This window comes from Kitasatospora sp. NPDC024654, assembly GCF_055559155.1.
In genome coordinates, this window is record NZ_JBVHLF010000010.1 from 105,729 (window position 1) to 121,987 (window position 16,259).

At 71.8% G+C, this 16,259-nt stretch carries 13 protein-coding genes; 5 read left to right on the forward strand and 8 right to left on the reverse strand.

Going from position 1 to position 16,259, the window contains the following annotated elements; all coding sequences use genetic code 11:
• Position 1: 1 nt before the first annotated feature.
• Complete coding sequence (locus tag ACZ38L_RS09115; protein ID WP_465690766.1) at positions 2-670, forward strand: (2Fe-2S)-binding protein; 669 nt, start codon at positions 2-4, stop codon at positions 668-670.
• 148 nt (positions 671-818) lie between these two features.
• On the opposite strand, the gene ACZ38L_RS09120 is transcribed toward ACZ38L_RS09115, so the two are convergent.
• The 7 genes from ACZ38L_RS09120 to ACZ38L_RS09150 all read right to left on the reverse strand — a co-directional run bounded on the left by ACZ38L_RS09120 (position 819) and on the right by ACZ38L_RS09150 (position 9,109).
• Positions 819-2,081, reverse strand: a complete 1,263-nt coding sequence (locus ACZ38L_RS09120) for an MBL fold metallo-hydrolase (protein WP_465690768.1) — start codon at positions 2,079-2,081, stop codon at positions 819-821.
• Positions 2,082-2,084: 3 nt separating this feature from the next.
• The gene (locus tag ACZ38L_RS09125; RefSeq protein ID WP_465690770.1) at positions 2,085-2,894 is read right to left on the reverse strand and encodes an HAD family hydrolase; all 810 of its coding nucleotides are present in this window, start codon (positions 2,892-2,894) and stop codon (positions 2,085-2,087) included.
• Complete coding sequence (locus ACZ38L_RS09130) at positions 2,887-3,813, reverse strand: carbohydrate ABC transporter permease (RefSeq protein WP_465690772.1); 927 nt, start codon at positions 3,811-3,813, stop codon at positions 2,887-2,889. The genes ACZ38L_RS09125 and ACZ38L_RS09130 overlap by 8 nt, the downstream gene beginning before the upstream one ends.
• The gene (locus ACZ38L_RS09135; RefSeq protein ID WP_465690774.1) at positions 3,810-5,117 is read right to left on the reverse strand and encodes an extracellular solute-binding protein; all 1,308 of its coding nucleotides are present in this window, start codon (positions 5,115-5,117) and stop codon (positions 3,810-3,812) included. The genes ACZ38L_RS09130 and ACZ38L_RS09135 overlap by 4 nt, the downstream gene beginning before the upstream one ends.
• A gap of 143 nt (positions 5,118-5,260) precedes the next feature.
• Positions 5,261-6,235, reverse strand: a complete 975-nt coding sequence (locus ACZ38L_RS09140; protein WP_465690776.1) for a carbohydrate ABC transporter permease — start codon at positions 6,233-6,235, stop codon at positions 5,261-5,263.
• Positions 6,236-6,476: 241 nt separating this feature from the next.
• Positions 6,477-7,259 (reverse strand): serine hydrolase, encoded by a 783-nt coding sequence (locus tag ACZ38L_RS09145; RefSeq protein ID WP_465690778.1) that lies wholly within the window; start codon positions 7,257-7,259, stop codon positions 6,477-6,479.
• Positions 7,260-7,528: 269 nt separating this feature from the next.
• Positions 7,529-9,109: an MFS transporter gene (locus tag ACZ38L_RS09150; RefSeq protein ID WP_465690780.1), complete on the reverse strand. Its 1,581-nt coding sequence runs from the start codon at positions 9,107-9,109 to the stop codon at positions 7,529-7,531.
• A gap of 180 nt (positions 9,110-9,289) precedes the next feature.
• Here ACZ38L_RS09150 and ACZ38L_RS09155 point away from each other — a divergent pair, with 180 nt between their 5' ends.
• Positions 9,290-10,081: a hypothetical protein gene (locus tag ACZ38L_RS09155; protein ID WP_465690782.1), complete on the forward strand. Its 792-nt coding sequence runs from the start codon at positions 9,290-9,292 to the stop codon at positions 10,079-10,081.
• Positions 10,082-10,088: 7 nt separating this feature from the next.
• On the opposite strand, the gene ACZ38L_RS09160 is transcribed toward ACZ38L_RS09155, so the two are convergent.
• On the reverse strand, positions 10,089-10,901 hold the full coding sequence (locus ACZ38L_RS09160) for a metallophosphoesterase family protein (protein ID WP_465690784.1): 813 nt from the start codon (positions 10,899-10,901) through the stop codon (positions 10,089-10,091).
• Positions 10,902-11,213: 312 nt separating this feature from the next.
• Between ACZ38L_RS09160 and ACZ38L_RS09165 the strand changes: the two genes are divergently transcribed.
• The 3 genes from ACZ38L_RS09165 to ACZ38L_RS09175 all read left to right on the forward strand — a co-directional run bounded on the left by ACZ38L_RS09165 (position 11,214) and on the right by ACZ38L_RS09175 (position 16,233).
• Positions 11,214-12,455 carry a glycosyltransferase gene (locus ACZ38L_RS09165; protein ID WP_465690786.1) on the forward strand — a complete coding sequence of 414 codons (1,242 nt, stop codon included), beginning with the start codon at positions 11,214-11,216 and terminating at the stop codon, positions 12,453-12,455.
• An 80-nt stretch (positions 12,456-12,535) separates the two neighbouring features.
• Positions 12,536-14,134, forward strand: coding sequence for an ArnT family glycosyltransferase (locus ACZ38L_RS09170; RefSeq protein WP_465690788.1), 1,599 nt, complete (start codon positions 12,536-12,538; stop codon positions 14,132-14,134).
• A 23-nt stretch (positions 14,135-14,157) separates the two neighbouring features.
• Complete coding sequence (locus ACZ38L_RS09175; protein WP_465690790.1) at positions 14,158-16,233, forward strand: galactose oxidase-like domain-containing protein; 2,076 nt, start codon at positions 14,158-14,160, stop codon at positions 16,231-16,233.
• Positions 16,234-16,259 lie beyond the last annotated feature (26 nt).

Below are 16,259 nucleotides of genomic sequence, written 5' to 3' on the forward strand. Positions count from 1 at the left end.
GATGTCCGTAGCCGTCACCGAAGTCCTGAGCGAAGTCAACGCACTCGGCGGGTACTTCGCGGTCGGGACCGGTGAACCGCCCGCAGCGGCCCGGCCGTTGCGCGAGCTGTACGCGACCGGGCCCGGAACGGCGCTCGCCCGGCGGGTCGCCACGGTCGCCGGGCAACTGGGCACGGCCGAACCACGGGTGGCCGCCTCGATCGTGCACCTGGGCCTCGCCGCCCGGCTCTGGTCGGTGACGCTGGGCGCGGCGGCACTGGGCGGCGTGGTGCCGGAGCTCCGACCCGACCGGACGTACTGGCACCTCCCCGGGCAGGGGCTGCCGGAGCTCTGGGTCCCCGACCCGATCGGGGCGCCCGCGTCGGCGTCGGCACTGCACCGCCTGGTCGTGGTCGAGCAGCTCACCCCGCTGGCGGCGGCGGTCCGGGCCGCCGTGCCCGTCTCGGAGCGGCTGCTGTGGGGGAACGCCGCCTCCGCCCTGACCGGAGCCTCGCGCATGCTGCCCGGGCCGGCCGCGCGCGGCTACGTACGGGACCTGCTCGCCCGCGCCCCGCTCGCCGGCACGCTCACGCCGGGCCTGCGCCGGCGCTCGTGCTGCCTCTACTACCGGCTGCCGAACGGCGGCCTCTGCGGGGACTGCGTGTTCACCACCCCGCCCGGCTGCGCCTGACCGTGCTCGTCGGAGGGGTCGCCGGGGGTGGGCGCGCTCGGGCGCGCGGTCCTCCTGTGCTGGCGGTCCGGATCACCCGCTGGTACCCGGGTACGTCCGTGCGCGGGCCCGACGGTCCCGGCGAGCGGAACCGTCGGACCCGCCCTCGTCAGCGCGTCCGGCCGGCGAAGTCGTAGCTACTGCCGTACTCGGCGATCACCCGGGAGATGCCCAGCGGCGGGTGCAGCCGGGTCGGCGAGGTGGTGTGGATCGGGAAGACCGCCCCCGGCCGCATCCGTTCGACCATCGCGTGCAGGTCGCCCTGGCTCGCGTGACCCGAGCAGCCGATCTGGCGCAGCGGGATGCCCAGCGCCGACAGCCAGTCGGTGAACGGCTCCCAGCGCGGCTCGAACGGGCCCAGCGGCTCACCGTTGGCGTGCACGAAGACGCTGTCCGGTCCGGCCGGCAGGTCGAGCAGCGAGGGCAGGTCGGCCGGGTCGGGCACGACCACGAACTCGGCGGGCTTGGCCCGGACGTCGGACAGGTCGACGTCCTGCGCGTCCATCACGGACTCGACACCCATCAGCCGCAGGAAGGCGGCCGTGTGCGACGGCCACAGCACGGTCCGGCCGGCGGCGGCCGCGATCTCCAGGAAGGCGTGCACCCGCTCGATGTCCCGCGGGTACATCGACAGCAGTACCAGGCCGGTGGTGCTCTCCAGCAGGGCGGCGAAGTCGCGCTCCACGTCGGCCTCGGTGCGGAAGCGGTTGTCGCGTTGTTCCCAGCCCAGCGTGGTGCCCTCGGTGACCAGCACCTCGCAGCCGGCCGCCCGGGTCACGAAGTCCCAGGCCCGCTGGGCGTTGCGGCCGTGGAAGCGGATGTCGCCGGTGAAGGCGAGCACGCCGTCGGAGGTGTGCACCAGGTAGCCGGAGGCACCGGGGACGTCGTGGTCCACCGCGACGCACTCCACCTCCATCGGTCCCACGGTGGTCCGCTGCCCGTCGGTCAGCCGGTGCCAGTCGGGGTCGCCGCCGCGCAGGCCCTCACCGGTCGCCTCCAGCGCCCGCAGCACGTCCACGGCGTGTGTGTGCGCATGCACGGGAACGTCCGGGCGGACGAAGCCGGCCAGGCCGACGTGGTCGATGTGCGGGTGGCTGACGAAGACCGCGGTCTCCCCGGCGGCCTCGCCGAGCGGGTCACCGGCGTCCAGCGCGGCCGGGTCGAAGAGACCGGGCAGCCGCGGGGCGCCGCCCATCCGCAGCCGGTCGGCGAGTTCGCGCTCCGGCCGGATCCGGACCGGCGGGCGGAAGTAGTCCTTGCCGCCGGGGATGTCCAGGCCGATGTCCAGCAGCACCCGGTGCCCGCCGTCGGAGATCAGGATCTTGCTGGATCCGATGACGCCGACGCCTCCCCAGAACTCGATGGAAACCACAGGTCAGTTCCTTTCAGCAGGTGCGGTGGCGCGGCCGAGCGGCGCCGCGGCCCACGCGCGCAGCGCGGGCAGCAGCTCCTCGATCCGCACGCCCACCGCGGTGGCCGGGCCGTCGGCCCGACCGAAACGGTCGATGTAGGCGCAGGGGGCGCCGAGTTCGGCGGCGGGGGCGACGTCGTTGTGCCAGTGGTCGCCGATCGAGAGGATCCGCTCGGCCGACCCGACCCGGGTGTCCCGCTCCGTCTCCGGGCCCGCGGCCAGGCCGAGTTCGGCTCGCAGCAGCCGGCGCAGGCCGGCTGGTTTGCCGGTGCTGGAGACCACCTCGTCGACCAGCGGCAGCACCTCCAGCCGGGTGAGCAGCTCGGCCAGCCCGGCGGCCGGACTGTTGGTGGCCAGCACCACCCGGACGCCGTGCGCGCGCAACTCGGCCAGCAGCTCGGCGTATCCGGTCGGGACCTCCAACTCACAGGCGGGCGTGGCCATGTGGACGCGGGTCGCGGCGAACGCCGAGTCCAGCTCGGCTGCGCCCAACCCGTGCCGCTGCCGGCCGAGTTGGGCCACCACCTCCCAACCGTCCACCGCCGCACGGAAAGCCGCCGCACGGACCGGGTCCGTCGTGCTCTCGGCGGCCGCGACCCCCTCGGCCAGGTAGTGCTCGACCCCGGCGAGCAGCGCGGCCCGTTCGTCGCGCGGCAGCCCGGCCGCGGCCTGCTCGGCGTAGTAGCGGATCGGCGCGTCACCCCGGTACAGGGTGCCGTCGAAGTCACTTACCAGGACCAGGAGTTCGTCAGGTCCATCGAATTCGTCAGCCACGAACGCCTCCGGCGGTGGACATCGCGCCGGTGATGAAGTGGCGCTGGAGGATCAGGAAGAAGGCCAGCACCGGGGCCGTGGTGAACACCACCGCCGCCGAGAGCGCCGGATAGTCCGTCCCGTTCGCGCCGGCGAAGGCGGCCAGGCCGACCTCCACCGGCTGCACCCCGGGACTGCTGGTCATGATGAACGGCCAGAGGAAGGAGTTCCAGGAGGCCAGGAAGACGTTCAGCGAGATGATCACGATCGCCGGCCGGACCAGCGGGACGCCGATCGACCAGAGCATCCGCCACCGCCCCGCGCCGTCCAACTCCGCCGCGTCGAACAGCTCCTGGGGCAGACCGAGGAAGAACTGCCGGACCAGGAAGATCCCGAAGACGCTGGCGCCCCACGGCACGATCTGGATCCAGTAGGTGTCCAACCAGTGGATGTCGTCGGCGATCAGGTAGTCCGGGATGATCAGCACCGTTCCGGGGATCATCAGCACCGACATCACCACGCCGAAGAGGAAGCCTCGCCCGCGGAACTTCAGCACTCCGAAGGCGAAGCCGGCCAGCAACGAGGTGACCAGCGCCAGCAGCACCGTGCACCCGGCGATCAGCAGGGTGTTCAGGAAGAGCTGCGGCCACGGCGCGGCGGACCAGGCCCGGCTGTAGTTCCCCCACTGGCCGTGCGGCACCAGCAGGTCGCCGAGGGAGGCTGAGGTCGCCTGCGAGTTGAGGGAGGTGACGATCACGTAGTAGAAGGGCAGCAGGAAGACCAGACCGACCAGCACGGCGAGGGTCCGGGCGAGCACGAGGCCGGCCCGCGAACGGCCGACCGGGCGACTCGGGCCGCCGTGGCTCGCCACCCCCGGCGCCCCGGCCCGGCGCCGGGGCAGCAGCCCCCGGCGCCCGGCCTCGGTGGAGACGACACTCACTGTCCGGCACCGGCCTTCTGGTCGGCGAGCGCGTTGGTCTGCGCGGTGTTCAGCGCGGTGGCCGGGTCGGTGCCCTTGTCCAGCGCGGCCTGCAGCGCGACGACCTCCTCGCCCTCCGCCTTGGCGACCCAGCTGTACGGCGGCTCGGCCACCGCGTACTGCAGGGCGGCCACCGCGGTGGGCAGGTAGGGGTTCTTGGCGATGAAGTCGCTCATCAGCGGCAGCGCGGCCGAGGTGACCGGGAGGTAGCCGGTCTGGGTGGCCCACTGCGCCTGGCTGGAGGCCGAGGCGAGGAACTGCATGTACTTCCAACCCGCCGCCTGCTGGGCCTTGCTGGCGCCGGCGAACTCGACCAGGTTGGTGCCGCTCATGATGTTGGTCGGCTGGCCGGTGGAACCGGTCGGCAGCACGCTGGTGCCGAGCGCGAACTTGCCGCCCACCGCCTGGTTCTCGTAGTAGTAGCCGGCCGCGCTGCTCAGGTCGAAGACGCCCTTCTGGGCGCCGAGCGCGGTCTCGCCCGGGTAGTTGGTACCGACCGCCAGCGCACCGGCCTTCTTGAGGTCCACCATGTAGCTCAACGCCTGGATCGCGGCCGGGCTGTTCAGCTGCGGAGTGCCGTCGGGAGCGAAGTCCGGGGTGCCGTCGGCGGCGGCCAGCGCCTGGAACATCAGGGTTCCGCTGGCGGGGGAGGCCGTCGTGCCCGGGTCGATCGCGATGGCGGTGACGCCGTTGCCGGAGACCGCCTTGGCGTCGGTCGCGAACTGGTCCCAAGTCGTCGGCGCGGTGAGGCCCTTGGCCTTCAGCATGTCGTCGTTGGAGTAGATCACCTGGACGCTCTTGTTGAACGGCCACATCCACAGCTTGCCGTCCGGCAGCGTCAGGTCCTTCTGCACGCCCTGGTAGAAGGTGGCGAGCTGGTCCGGCTTGTCGGTGCCCGCGTACTGGCTGACCGGCAGGATGACGTTGCTGTTGGCGAACTGGGCGGCCCAGCTCTCGTAGACCTGGCCGATGGTCGGCGCGTTGTGGGCGGCGATCGCGGCGGTCTCCTTGGCGTGCAGGGTGCCGTAGTCGGGCTGGTACTCCAGGTTGACCTTGATGGTCGGGTTGGCCGCCTCGAAGTCGTCGGTCAGCTTGACCAGGGTGCTCTTCTGGGTCCCGTTGATCATGATCTGCATGAACGAGATGGTGGTGGTACCGGACGCGCTGGAGCTGCTACCGCTGGAGGAGCAGCCGGCCAGAGCGGCGAGCACGGTGGCGGCGGCCAGCGAGGAGACGACGGCCCGGCGACGGCGTGACACGGTCATTGAGGTTCCCTCTGTACGGACGGAGTTGCGAACGGGGTTACGGACGAGGTGCTGACGGGATGCTGACGAGGTGTTGCGTGTACACGCACGGACTGGAGGCACTGCGCGTTGCGTGCACACGCACAGGACGGCGGCCGGCAGGGTCAGTCGCCCCGGCTGATCCGCTCGCTGGTCCGGCGCTGGAGCAGCGTGAACGCGGCGGTCACCACGAACAGCACGACGGCGAGGGCCGCTCCGTAGCCGGTGTCGAAGAAGACGAACGCCTCCTGGTAGAGGAGGTAGCTCAGGGTGGTGGTGGCGTAGACCGGGCCGCCCTGGCTCATCTCGTAGAACTGGGTGAACGCCTGCAGCGAGGTGATACTGGTGACGATCACCACGAAGAGCGTGACCGGCCGCAGCTGGGGCCAGGTGACGTGCCAGAACTCCTGCCAGCCGGTCGCCCCGTCGACCCGCGCGGCCTCGCTCAGCTCGGGCGAGATCACCGCGAGACCGCCGAGGAACAGCACCACGGTGAAGCCGACCTCGTGCCAGAGACTGTAGAGGATCACCGAGGGCATCGCCCAGCTGGTGGACTGCAACCAGGCGGGCTGCGGCAGGTGCACCGCCTTGAGCAGGGCGTCGGCGAGGCCGAACTGCGGGTTGAAGATCCACACCCAGGCCAGCGAGGTGGCCACCACCGGAGTGGCGTGCGGTGAGAAGACCGCCAACCGGGCCGCCCCCAGTAGCCGTCCACCGCGCTGGAGAAGGAGCGCGAGGGCGAGCGAGACGGCGGTGCCGCCGATCACCATCGCGCCACTGAAGTAGAGCGAGTGCCAGGCGCTGCTGAGGAAGCTCGGCGCGGTGGAGTGGAACAGCGCACGGTAGTTGGCGAGTCCGATGTACTTGGACTGCGCCGTGTTGAGCGTGTTCCAGTGGAAGAGGCTGACGTAGAGGGTGTAGGCGGTCGGTCCGATGATGAAGACCGAGAAGATCAGCAGGGCCGGCGCGGAGTAGAGCCACCCCATCGGGCTCTCCCGGACCCGCTTGGTCCGCCGGGCACCCCCGTGGGCACCCCCGAACGACAGTGGCCGTCCGGCGGCCCGCGCGGCCTCCACCGTCACTGCTCCGTGCTGCGACATCGTCCTGCACCCCACACGTGAAGCGACCCCCTGGGCCGTCCCGAGAGCCGGACCGGCGGTGGTGGTCCGACGCCAACTCGCCTTCGAGCGGCTGGGAATGAGTGAAACGCGCGTAGATAGCGCTTACATGTCCATTTCAGAAACACTTGGTGACGATGGTTCTGCATCGGGGCGACCCGTGAAATCCTGAAAGGCTGGCCGCTTTCCACCCGAACGCCGGAATCCGCACTCTCACCGGCCCTCAGCGCGCTCCCGCCGACCCTCGGCGATCGAGCGCGTGACGCCTCGCCCAGGCCCGGGCGGAGATCCGGGCCAGCAACCGGGCGGCCGGATCATCGTGGTCCGCCCCCGAGGCCAACGGGCCGGTGTAGCAGACGGCCAGCAAGTAGGGCGCGGCATCCGCCGGGTGGACCACGGCGACGGCGTGGCGCGCGCCGGGGATCCAACCGTTCTTGCACGCGATCCGGGTGCCCGGTGGCAGCCCGGCCGCCAGGTCCACCCGCCAGCTGTTGCGCTCCAGCAGGGCCAGCAGCTCCGGCTCCAACGACCGCACCAGCCGGGCCAGATCGCGCGCGGTGACCCGGTTGTCGACGCCGGCCGCCCGGGCGGCGTGGTCCTCGATGCCGCGCGGGCTCCCGCTGTGCGTGGCTCCCGCCTGCCGCCAGACCCGGGCCACGGCCTCCTGGCCCACCTGTGCCAGGCAGAGGTTGGTGGCCAGGTTGGACGAGTGCGTGACCATCCGCTCGGCGAGCCAGCGGAGCGACGCGGAGCCACCGTCCAGCAGGCGCCACGGCTCGGGATCGTTGTCCCATTCGAAGGTGCTGACGTAACTTCCTTCACCCACCGCCGACTTGAACCGGTTGACCACCGGCACCTCGGCGTCCAGGGCCAGCCCACTGCGGTACACCGCCGCCAACACCGCCACCTTCATGGTGCTCGCGGCCTCGTGCGGCACGTCCGCGTTCCGCACCACCACCGGCGACTCGCCCCACCGCCCCAGCACCACCGACAGCATCCCCCACATCTACCACTCCCCCACCGCCCCACTCACCCCGCCACGCCCCACCGCCTCCCCGCCGGTTTCACCCGCGACTTCACCCGCAACGCCGCCCCCGCGCCGGCGCCGCCTTGCTGGCAGAGTCCACCCGGCCGACTTCCGTGAACCCTCCGGGGACGACCGGCGAGCGCGAGACCGCCCGTGCGCGGAGGGTCGACCGCGGACGGACGGCCGCCGACGACTGGCCGCCGACGACTGACGGCGGTGGGAACCCGTCAGCCGTCCGCCGTCACCGGTCAGCCGTCGCCGTCGGCCGACTCCGCCAGCGGGAAGCGGCGTGGCGTCACGATCAGCAGAACGAGGACCGCCATGGCCGCGGCGGCCGCGGCGCCCAGGTACACGTGGTTGACCGCGGCGGAGAGGGAGCGGCGGAGGTAGTCGGTCCCGGGACGGCTGAGGGAGGAGCGGTCGAGGAGGGCGCGGGAGACGGCGTCCAGACCGGTGGGCAGGGTGCCGCGGAGCTCGGCGGGCGCGTGGTGCAGACGGTCGGTCAGCGTGCTGTTCGCGATCACCGCGAAGAGCGCCCCGCCCAGGCTCTGGCCGACCTGGCGGCAGAACAGGATCGACGCGGTGGCCGTCCCCCGCTCACCCCACGGCACGGTAGCCTGCACGCCCACGATCAGCGGCAGTTGGAACAGCCCCAGGCCGGCCCCGAGCAGCAGCATCACCAGCATCGGCTGCCAGGCCGGCCCGCGGTACGGCAGCAGCGTGAAGCCCGCCAGGATCACCGTGCCGCACACCGCACCGATCAGCGCCGTGTCGCGGAACCCGATCCGCAGGTACAGCCGGTTGGAGAAGGCCGCCGAGATCGGCCAGCTGATCGTCCACACCGACAGCACGAACCCGGCGGCGACCGGCGGCAGTCCCAGCACGGACTGGGCGTAGATCGGCAGGAAGACCATCGGTGCGATCATCAGCACGCCCAGGCAGCCGAGCGCGAGGTTCACCCCCGCGATCACCCGGCGCCGCCACACCCACCCCGGGATGACCGGCTCGGCCACCCGCCGCTCGATCCGTACCGTCAGCGCGCCCAGCAGCGCGCTCGCGGCGAACAGTGCCAGGCTGGGCGCCGACCCCCAGGCCCAGGCGACCCCGCCCTGCACCAGCGCGAACAGCAGCAGACCCGCCGTCAGGAAGAGGCCCAGCGCGCCGGCCCAGTCGATCCTGGTCCGGGCTCCCCCGGCGCGCTCGGGCAGGTGGCGCTGGAGCAGCACCAGCGCGACCAGCCCGGTCGGCAGGTTGACCAGGAAGATCCAGCGCCAGCCGACCGTCGAGGCGCTCACCCCGCCGATCGCCGGCCCGGCCACCGCGGACACCGCCCAGACCGTGGACATCGCCGCCTGGATCCGGCCGCGCTGCCTGAGCGGGTACAGGTCGGCGGCGATGGTCTGCACGGTGCCCTGGATCGCGCCGCCGCCCAGGCCCTGCACCAGCCGGAAGGCGATCAGCGCGGCCATGCTCCAGGCACTCGCGCAGAGCACCGACCCCAGCAGAAAGATCACCGAGCCCACCAGCAGCACCGGCTTGCGCCCCCGGGCGTCGGCGAGCTTGCCGTAGACCGGGAGGGTGACGGTCACCGCCAGCAGGTAGCCGGAGAAGAGCCACGAGAAGTAGCTGAAGCCGCCCAGCTCGCCGACGATCTGCGGGACCGCGGTGGAGACGCAGGCGGAGTCCATCGCCACCAGCGCCATCGACAGCATCAGCGCCGCGACGACCAGCCGGCGGCGTTGGACGGTGGGAGGGGAGCCGGGTGGCGGGGTGCCCGTGCCGGTTGTCGGGCCCGGCCGCCCGGTGTCGGAAAGCTCGCTGTTGCTCACCGCTCCCCCTTCGTGTTCGGTGACCGCCGTGTTCGGTGACCGCCGCGAGCCAGTCTGGACCAGACCACGCACCGCCGGGGGAAGCGGGGTGCGGGAGGGGCGGCAGGGTGCTGGCGTGGCGGGGAGCGGTCCGCGCGTCGACACTGGAGGGGACTACCGGCGCAGCACTGGAGGACCTCCGTGCGCCTGACCGACACCCGCACCGGCCTGCCCGTCGCGGTCCGTCCCGGCCGCGCGGGGTTGTTGCGGGTGCGTGTGCGGGCCGGGCGGGCCGGGCGGCCGTTCGACCTGGGCGATCTGCGGGCGCTGCTGGTCGCTGACCTGCTGCTCCGGGTGGCCGAGACCGCCGGCCTACAGGTGCTGGTCGGGTGGTGTCTGCCCGAGGTGCCGGTGGCGCAGGCCGAGGCGCTCGCCGAGGCTGCCGGGCGGCTCGGGGTCCACTCGCCGTCCGACGAGGACGTCGGCCCGGCCGACGTCCGGGTGCTCGCGGCGGAGACGGACGGCGGCGAGCAGCCCGGCGACCCCGTGGTGTCACGCTGCCCGGTGTCGCTGGCGGTCGGCCCGGTCCGGCCCACCCCGGCCGCGGCCGACCGGTCCGGCCGGCACCCGCTGCTCGAACCGGCCGGGCCCGAGCCGCTGGCGCTGCGGCTGGCCCTGCTCGACCGCCCGCACCGCGCGCCGGTGGCCCTCACCGCGCCGCTGCTCGCCGCGGCCCGCGCCGAGCTGACGCGGTGGCGTCGGCTGGTCGCCCGGGCGGCCGACTCCCCGTCCAGGCCGGTGCTGGACGAACAGGTCGCGACCGCCTTCGCCGGGTTCGCGAGCGACCTGGACGCGGGCGCCGCGCTCGCCGTGCTGCGGGGCCTGTGCACGCGCGGGGATCTGCCGCTGGGCGCGGTGTTCGAGACGTTCCTGCGGATCGACCAGGTGCTCGCGCTGGAGCTGGGCCGCGAGATCGGCTGCCCGCCCGAGTGAACGCCGGCTAGCCCCGGAAGATCGGGCGGGGGACGTCACGCGGACGGGTGCGGTTGCGCCACTCGCGCGGGTAGCCGACCGACACCTCCTCGAACCGCACCCCGTCGTGCCAGGTGGTCCGGGGGATGTGCAGGTGTCCGTAGACCACGGCGGCGGCGCGGAACCGGGTGTGCCAGTCGGCGGTGAGTTCGGTGCCGCACCACTGGGCGAACTCCGTGTAGCGCAGCACCCTGGTGGGCTCGCGGACCAGCGGATAGTGGTTCACCAGCACCGTGCGCAGCTCCGGGTCGACCTCCGCCAGCCGGCGCTCGCTCTCCGCCACCCGGGCCCGGCACCAGGCGTCGCGGGACGGGTACGGGTCCGGCTGGAGCATGAACTCGTCCGTGCAGACGATCCCGGCCCGGCGCGCCTCGGCCAGCGACTCCTCCTTGTTCGTCGTGGTCGGCGTGCGGAAGGAGTAGTCGTACAGCACGAAGAGCGGCGCGATGACCAGCGGGCCGTCCGGCCCGGACCAGACGGGGTAGGGGTCCTCGGGCGTGTGGACCCCGAGTGACCGGCAGAGTTCGACCAGCCGCCGGTAGCGCGCCTCGCCGCGCAGTTGGACCGGGTCGCGGTCGACGGTCCACAGGTCGTGGTTGCCCGGCACCCACACCACCTCGGCGTAGCGCTCGCTGAGCACCGAGAGCGCCCACTCCACGTCGCCGAGGATCTCCCCCACGTCGCCCGCGACGATCAGCCAGTCCCCGGCGCTGTCGGGGTACAGCTCTTCGACGATCTTCCGGTTCTCCCGGTAGGCCACGTGCAGGTCACTGATCCCCATGAGCTTTCCGTGCGGCATAGGGCCGAGGCTAGGCCCCCGGGGGCCCGGACGGTACCCCCGCCTCCGGTTGCCGCACGGAGGTGGACCGTTCGGCCCATCCGCGTCCGTGCGCGTGGCGGCCACCCGCCGCGGACCGTGCGGGGTGCCGGGGCTCGTGGGTATTGCGAAGCATACGGACGCGCCGGGGTGACGCTGTGTGTGATCGACAAAATATCGCCAATTTCCCACCCTCCGGACCTCACACGGTATTTACTGTGTACCGCGCCTCGCCGCGCGTGCATGTCAGTTCGGCCGTCGGCCGGTGGGGGGACCATGCTGAGTTCCATATTCATGATCATCGTCTCCAGTTGTCTGTTCTGGATGGCCGCGCTCACCCTGTGGTGGATGCTGCACGCCTGGCGGACGCCCGAGACGCTGGCCTCGACCAGGTTCGCCGCTCCCGACGGCACCTGCGGGCTCGCCTTCTCGTTACTCGTCCCGGCCCGGCACGAGCAGCAGGTGCTGGCGCACACCGTCCGGCGGTTACTCCGGTCCACCCACAGCGCCTACGAGATACTCGTCATCGTCGGCCACGACGATCCGCAGACCGCCGCCGTGGCCCGCCAACTCGCCGCGCAGACCCCGGACCGGGTCCAGGTGATCACCGACACCCACCGGGTCAAGAACAAGCCCAAGGCGCTCAACTCCGCGCTGCCGTACTGCCGCGGCGAGGTGGTCGGCGTCTTCGACGCCGAGGACCAGGTCCACCCCGACCTGCTCGCCCACGTCGACCACGCCTTCCGGGCCACCGGCGCCACCGTGGTGCAGGGCGGCGTCCAACTGATCAACTTCCACTCCAGCTGGTACAGCCTGCGCAACTGCCTGGAGTACTTCTTCTGGTTCCGCAGCCGGCTGCACCTGCACGCCACCAAGGGCTTCATCCCGCTCGGCGGCAACACCGTCTTCGTCCGCACCGACGTGCTGCGCCGGGCCAACGGCTGGGACGAGAACTGCCTGGCCGAGGACTGCGACCTCGGCGTGCGGCTCTCCGCCGGTGGCGAGAAGGTGGTGGTCGCCTACGACTCCGCGATGGTCACCCGTGAGGAGACCCCGGACTCGCTGTACGGCCTGCTCAAGCAGCGCACCCGGTGGAACCAGGGCTTCCTGCAGGTCTACCGGAAGAAGGACTGGCGCCAACTGCCCGAGCTGCGGCAACGGATGCTGGCCCGCTGGACCCTCGCCACGCCGTTCCTGCAGGCCTTCTCTGGTGTGGTGATCCCGATCGACCTGGCCCTCGCGGTCACCGTCAAACTCCCGGTCACCGTCGCGTTGTTCTCGTTCATCCCGGCCGCTCCGGCGCTCGCCACCTTCGCCTTCGAGCTGGTCGCGCTGCACGACTTCGGGGTGCAGTACGGCCTGCGGGTGCGCGCCGTGCACTACCTCAAGCTGATCGCCGGCGGCCCGCTCTACCAGGTGGTGCTGGCCGGCGCCGCGTTGCGCGCGGTCTGGCGGGAACAGCGCGGCAACAGCTCGTGGGAGCTGACCAGACACGTCGGCGCGCACCTCACCGACTGAGCACGAGTCCTCCCCGACCGGGGACGAGCCCTCCCCTCCGCGCAGCCCCCGGTCAGCCGCTGCCCGAAAGAGAGAAGCCAGTGACCACACTGCTGGACACGGCGGCCCGCACCACCGCCGCGCCGATCGAGCACCGGCCGCCCCGGCTCCGCCGGGCCCTGCGTCAACTCCCCCGGCCCGCCCGCCCCGACCGGTGGATCGCGCTGACGGTGACCGCCGCGGTGCTCGTCGTCCAGGGCTGGAACATCGCCGGCTACCCGACCGTCAGCGACGACGAGGGCACCTACCTGGCGCAGGCCTGGGCCGTCCAGCAGGGTCACGCGCTCGCGCCCTACACCTACTGGTACGACCACCCGCCGCTGGGCTGGATCCAACTCGCGGTGCTCTCCTGGCTCCCCGGGCTGTTCGCCTCCCCGGCGCACCTGTTCACCGCCGAGATGCGGGTGGCGATCCTCCCCGTCACCGGTGCCGCCTGCCTGCTGCTGTACACGCTGGCCCGCCGGCTCGGGCTGGACCGCTGGTGCGGCGCGCTGGCCGTGCTGCTGTTCGGTCTCTCGCCGCTCTCGGTCGGGCTGCAACGCGAGCTGTTCCTGGACAACTTCGCGGTGGCCTGGATCCTGGCCGCCTTCGTGCTGGCCGCCTCGCCACGGCGACACCTGTGGCACCACGTCGCCGCCGGATTCTGCTCCGGGGTGGCCGTGCTCTCCAAGGAGACCATCGTCACCGTGCTGCCCGCGGTGCTGTTGCTGCTGTGGCAGCGCGGCGACCGCACCACCCGGAAGTTCTCGGTGGTCGGCTTCGCCAGCGCGGCTGCCCTGATCGGCATCGGCTATCCGCTCTACGCCGCGCTCAAGGGCGAGTTGGTTCCCGGCCGCGGGCACGTCTCACTGATCGGCGGCCTGCTCTTCCAGGTGGAACGGCCCGGTTCCGGCTGGATCCTGACGCCCGGCTCGGGCTCCCACCAGACGCTGGACTCCTGGCTCTACTACGACCGGGTGCTGATCATCGGCGGCCTGGTCGCCGCGCTCGCCCTGCTGCCGGTCCGCCGGATGCGCGCGCCCGCGCTGGCGGTGCTGCTGCTCGCCCTGGTGGCACTGAAACCGGGCGGATACCTGCCGGCGATGTACGTGATCCAGGCGCTGCCGTTCCTCGCGCTCTGCCTGGCCGGCGCGGTCCGTTCGGCGGCCCGGGTCGCCCTGCGCCGGCCGCCGTGGCTGGGGCCGCGTCCGTTGCGGATCGGCGCCCTGGCGCTGGTGGGTGCGCTGGCGGTCGGGTTCACCGTGCCGCGCTGGTACCAGGGCGACCGGGTGGCCGTCACCGCCGACGCCAACGCCGGCTACGACCAGGCGGCCCGCTGGATCCGGGCCAACATCCCCGACCCCGAGCACACCCGGATCACCGTGGACGACGCGCTCTGGCTCGACCTCGTCCACGACGGCTTCCAACCCGGCACCGGGGTGATCTGGTTCTACAAGCTGGACCTCGACCCGGCCGTCGCCAAGGCGCTGCCACAGGGCTGGCGCAGTCTCGACTACATCGTCTCCACCCCCACCCTGCGCCAGGACCCGGACGCGCTGCCGACCGTCGAGGCCGCGCTGGCGCACTCCACCGTCCTGGTCTCGTTCGGTTCCGCGGCGGACCGCATCGAGATCCGACAGATCGTCAAATCCGGTAACTAGCAGCAGCCCTGGAGGAGCTCACTGTGCACCGAACGTCCCGCCCCAGGTCAACTCTGGCCGCTTTCACCGTCTTCACCCTGCTCGCCCTGCTGATCGTCGCCCGGCCCGCCTTCGCCGGGGCCAACCTGCTGGTCAACCCGGGCTTCGAATCGCTCGACTCCACCGGCTTCCCGACCTGTTGGGAGAAGTCCGGCTGGGGCAACGGCACGGTCGCCTACGCCGTCAGCTCCAACGCCCACAGCGGCAGCCGGGCGATGCAGATCACCGTCAGCGGGGTCACCACCGGCGACGACAAGGCGATGATGCTGGAGAACCCCTCCTGCGCGCCCTCGGTGACCCCCAACCACCAGTACGACCTGGGCCTTTGGTACACCACGACGACGCCGGACACCGTGGTCACCGCGTTCCGGCACGACGTGGCGACCGGCTGGCAGTACTGGACGGACCTGGAGACCCTGCCGGTCACCTCGGCCTACCAGCACACCAGCGTGCGCACCCCGGTGATCCCGCCCAACACCGATCAGATCACCTGGGGCGTCACCGTCTACGGCACCGGCACCCTGCTCACCGACGACTACACGATGGAGGACGCCACCGTCCCCGCGAGCGGCGCGGTGTGCACGGCCGGCGCGGCCTGCACCACCGGCTCGTGGCAGGTGCTGCCCTTCCTCAACCCGGTGCGCAGCATGCACGCCATCGTGCTGCACAACGGCAAGGTGCTGCTGATGGCGGGCTCGGGCAACGACCCGATGATGTTCAACGCCGGCACCTTCACCTCCGCCGTCTACGACCCGGCCACCGGCAGCTTCACCCAGATCCCCACCCCGTCCGACATGTTCTGCTCGGGTCACGTCCAACTCCCGGACGGCCGTGTGCTGATCATGAGCGGCACCAAGTCCTACCCGGCGGCCGACGGCTCGCACGGCTATGAGGGACTGACCAGTTCCTACATCTTCGACCCGGCCACCAACACCTACAGCCGGGTCAACGACATGAACGACGGCCACTGGTACCCCTCGGCCACCGAGATGGGCGACGGCGACGTCATGACCTTCGGCGGTCTGCGCGCGGACTCCACCGGCAGCGTCACCGCCGAGCGGTTCTCCTTCGCCAAGCAGCAGTGGCTGCCGACCAGCCAGGTCAACCAGACCTGGAACTTCTTCGGCCTCTACCCGTCGATGATCCTGATGCAGGACGGCCGGCTGTTCTACACCGGCAGCCACGTCTTCGGCAACGGCACCCCCGGCACCGGCGCGTCCATCCTGGACTACAACGCCAACACCGTGACCGACGTGCCCGGCCTGCAGAGCAAGGACACCCGCGACCAGTCGATGAGCGTCCTGCTGCCGCCGGCGCAGGACCAGCGGGTGATGGTGATGGGCGGCGGCAACGTCGACACCAACGTGGACGCCGGCCGGCAGACCGACCTGATCGACCTCAAGGCCGCCTCGCCGGCCTACACCCCGGGCCCGCTGCTGCCGCAGGGCACGCTCACCGGCGGCACGCCGGAGAGCCCCGGCCAGGGCAAGATGTACGTCTCCGCCGTGCTGCTGCCCAACGGTCAGGTCTTCGAGACCGGTGGCGCGCTGCACAACCGGGCCGATCCGGTCTTCGAGGCCTCGATGTTCAACCCGACGTCGAACACCTTCACCCCCGGCATGGCCACCGACCCGATCCCGCGCGGCTACCACTCGGCGTCCTTCCTGCTGCCCGACGCCCGGGTGATGACGGTCGGCGACAACCCCGGCGACGGCAGCTTCAACATGCACGTCTCGATCTACACGCCGCCGTACCTCTACCAGGGCGCCCGGCCGCAGATCACCAGCGTCACCAACACCATGTGGTCGTACGGGTCGAGCCAGCACATCACGGTGGACGCGCCGATCGTGCGGGCCGAGCTGATCCGGCCGGCCGCGGTGACCCACTCCTCCGACCCCAACCAGCGCTTCGTCGACCTGCCGCTCACGGTGAACAGCGACGGCAGCGTGAACCTCAACGTGACCAGCAACCCCAACCTCGCCCCGCCCGGGTACTACATGCTCTTCGCGGTCAATGCGAACGGCGTGCCGTCGGTGGCGCAGTGGGTGCACCTGCAGTGACGTCTTTCCCTCGGCAAGGAGATCCC

Bases quoted from the DNA above. Each gene is read 5' to 3' on its own strand.
- ACZ38L_RS09165 (WP_465690786.1), top strand. From the start codon at position 11,214: ATGCTGAGTTCCATATTCATGATCATCGTCTCCAGTTGTCTGTTCTGG.
- ACZ38L_RS09140 (WP_465690776.1), bottom strand. From the start codon at position 6,235: ATGTCGCAGCACGGAGCAGTGACGGTGGAGGCCGCGCGGGCCGCCGGA.
- ACZ38L_RS09145 (WP_465690778.1), bottom strand. From the start codon at position 7,259: ATGTGGGGGATGCTGTCGGTGGTGCTGGGGCGGTGGGGCGAGTCGCCG.
- ACZ38L_RS09135 (WP_465690774.1), bottom strand. From the start codon at position 5,117: ATGACCGTGTCACGCCGTCGCCGGGCCGTCGTCTCCTCGCTGGCCGCC.
- ACZ38L_RS09160 (WP_465690784.1), bottom strand. From the start codon at position 10,901: ATGGGGATCAGTGACCTGCACGTGGCCTACCGGGAGAACCGGAAGATC.
- ACZ38L_RS09115 (WP_465690766.1), top strand. From the start codon at position 2: ATGTCCGTAGCCGTCACCGAAGTCCTGAGCGAAGTCAACGCACTCGGC.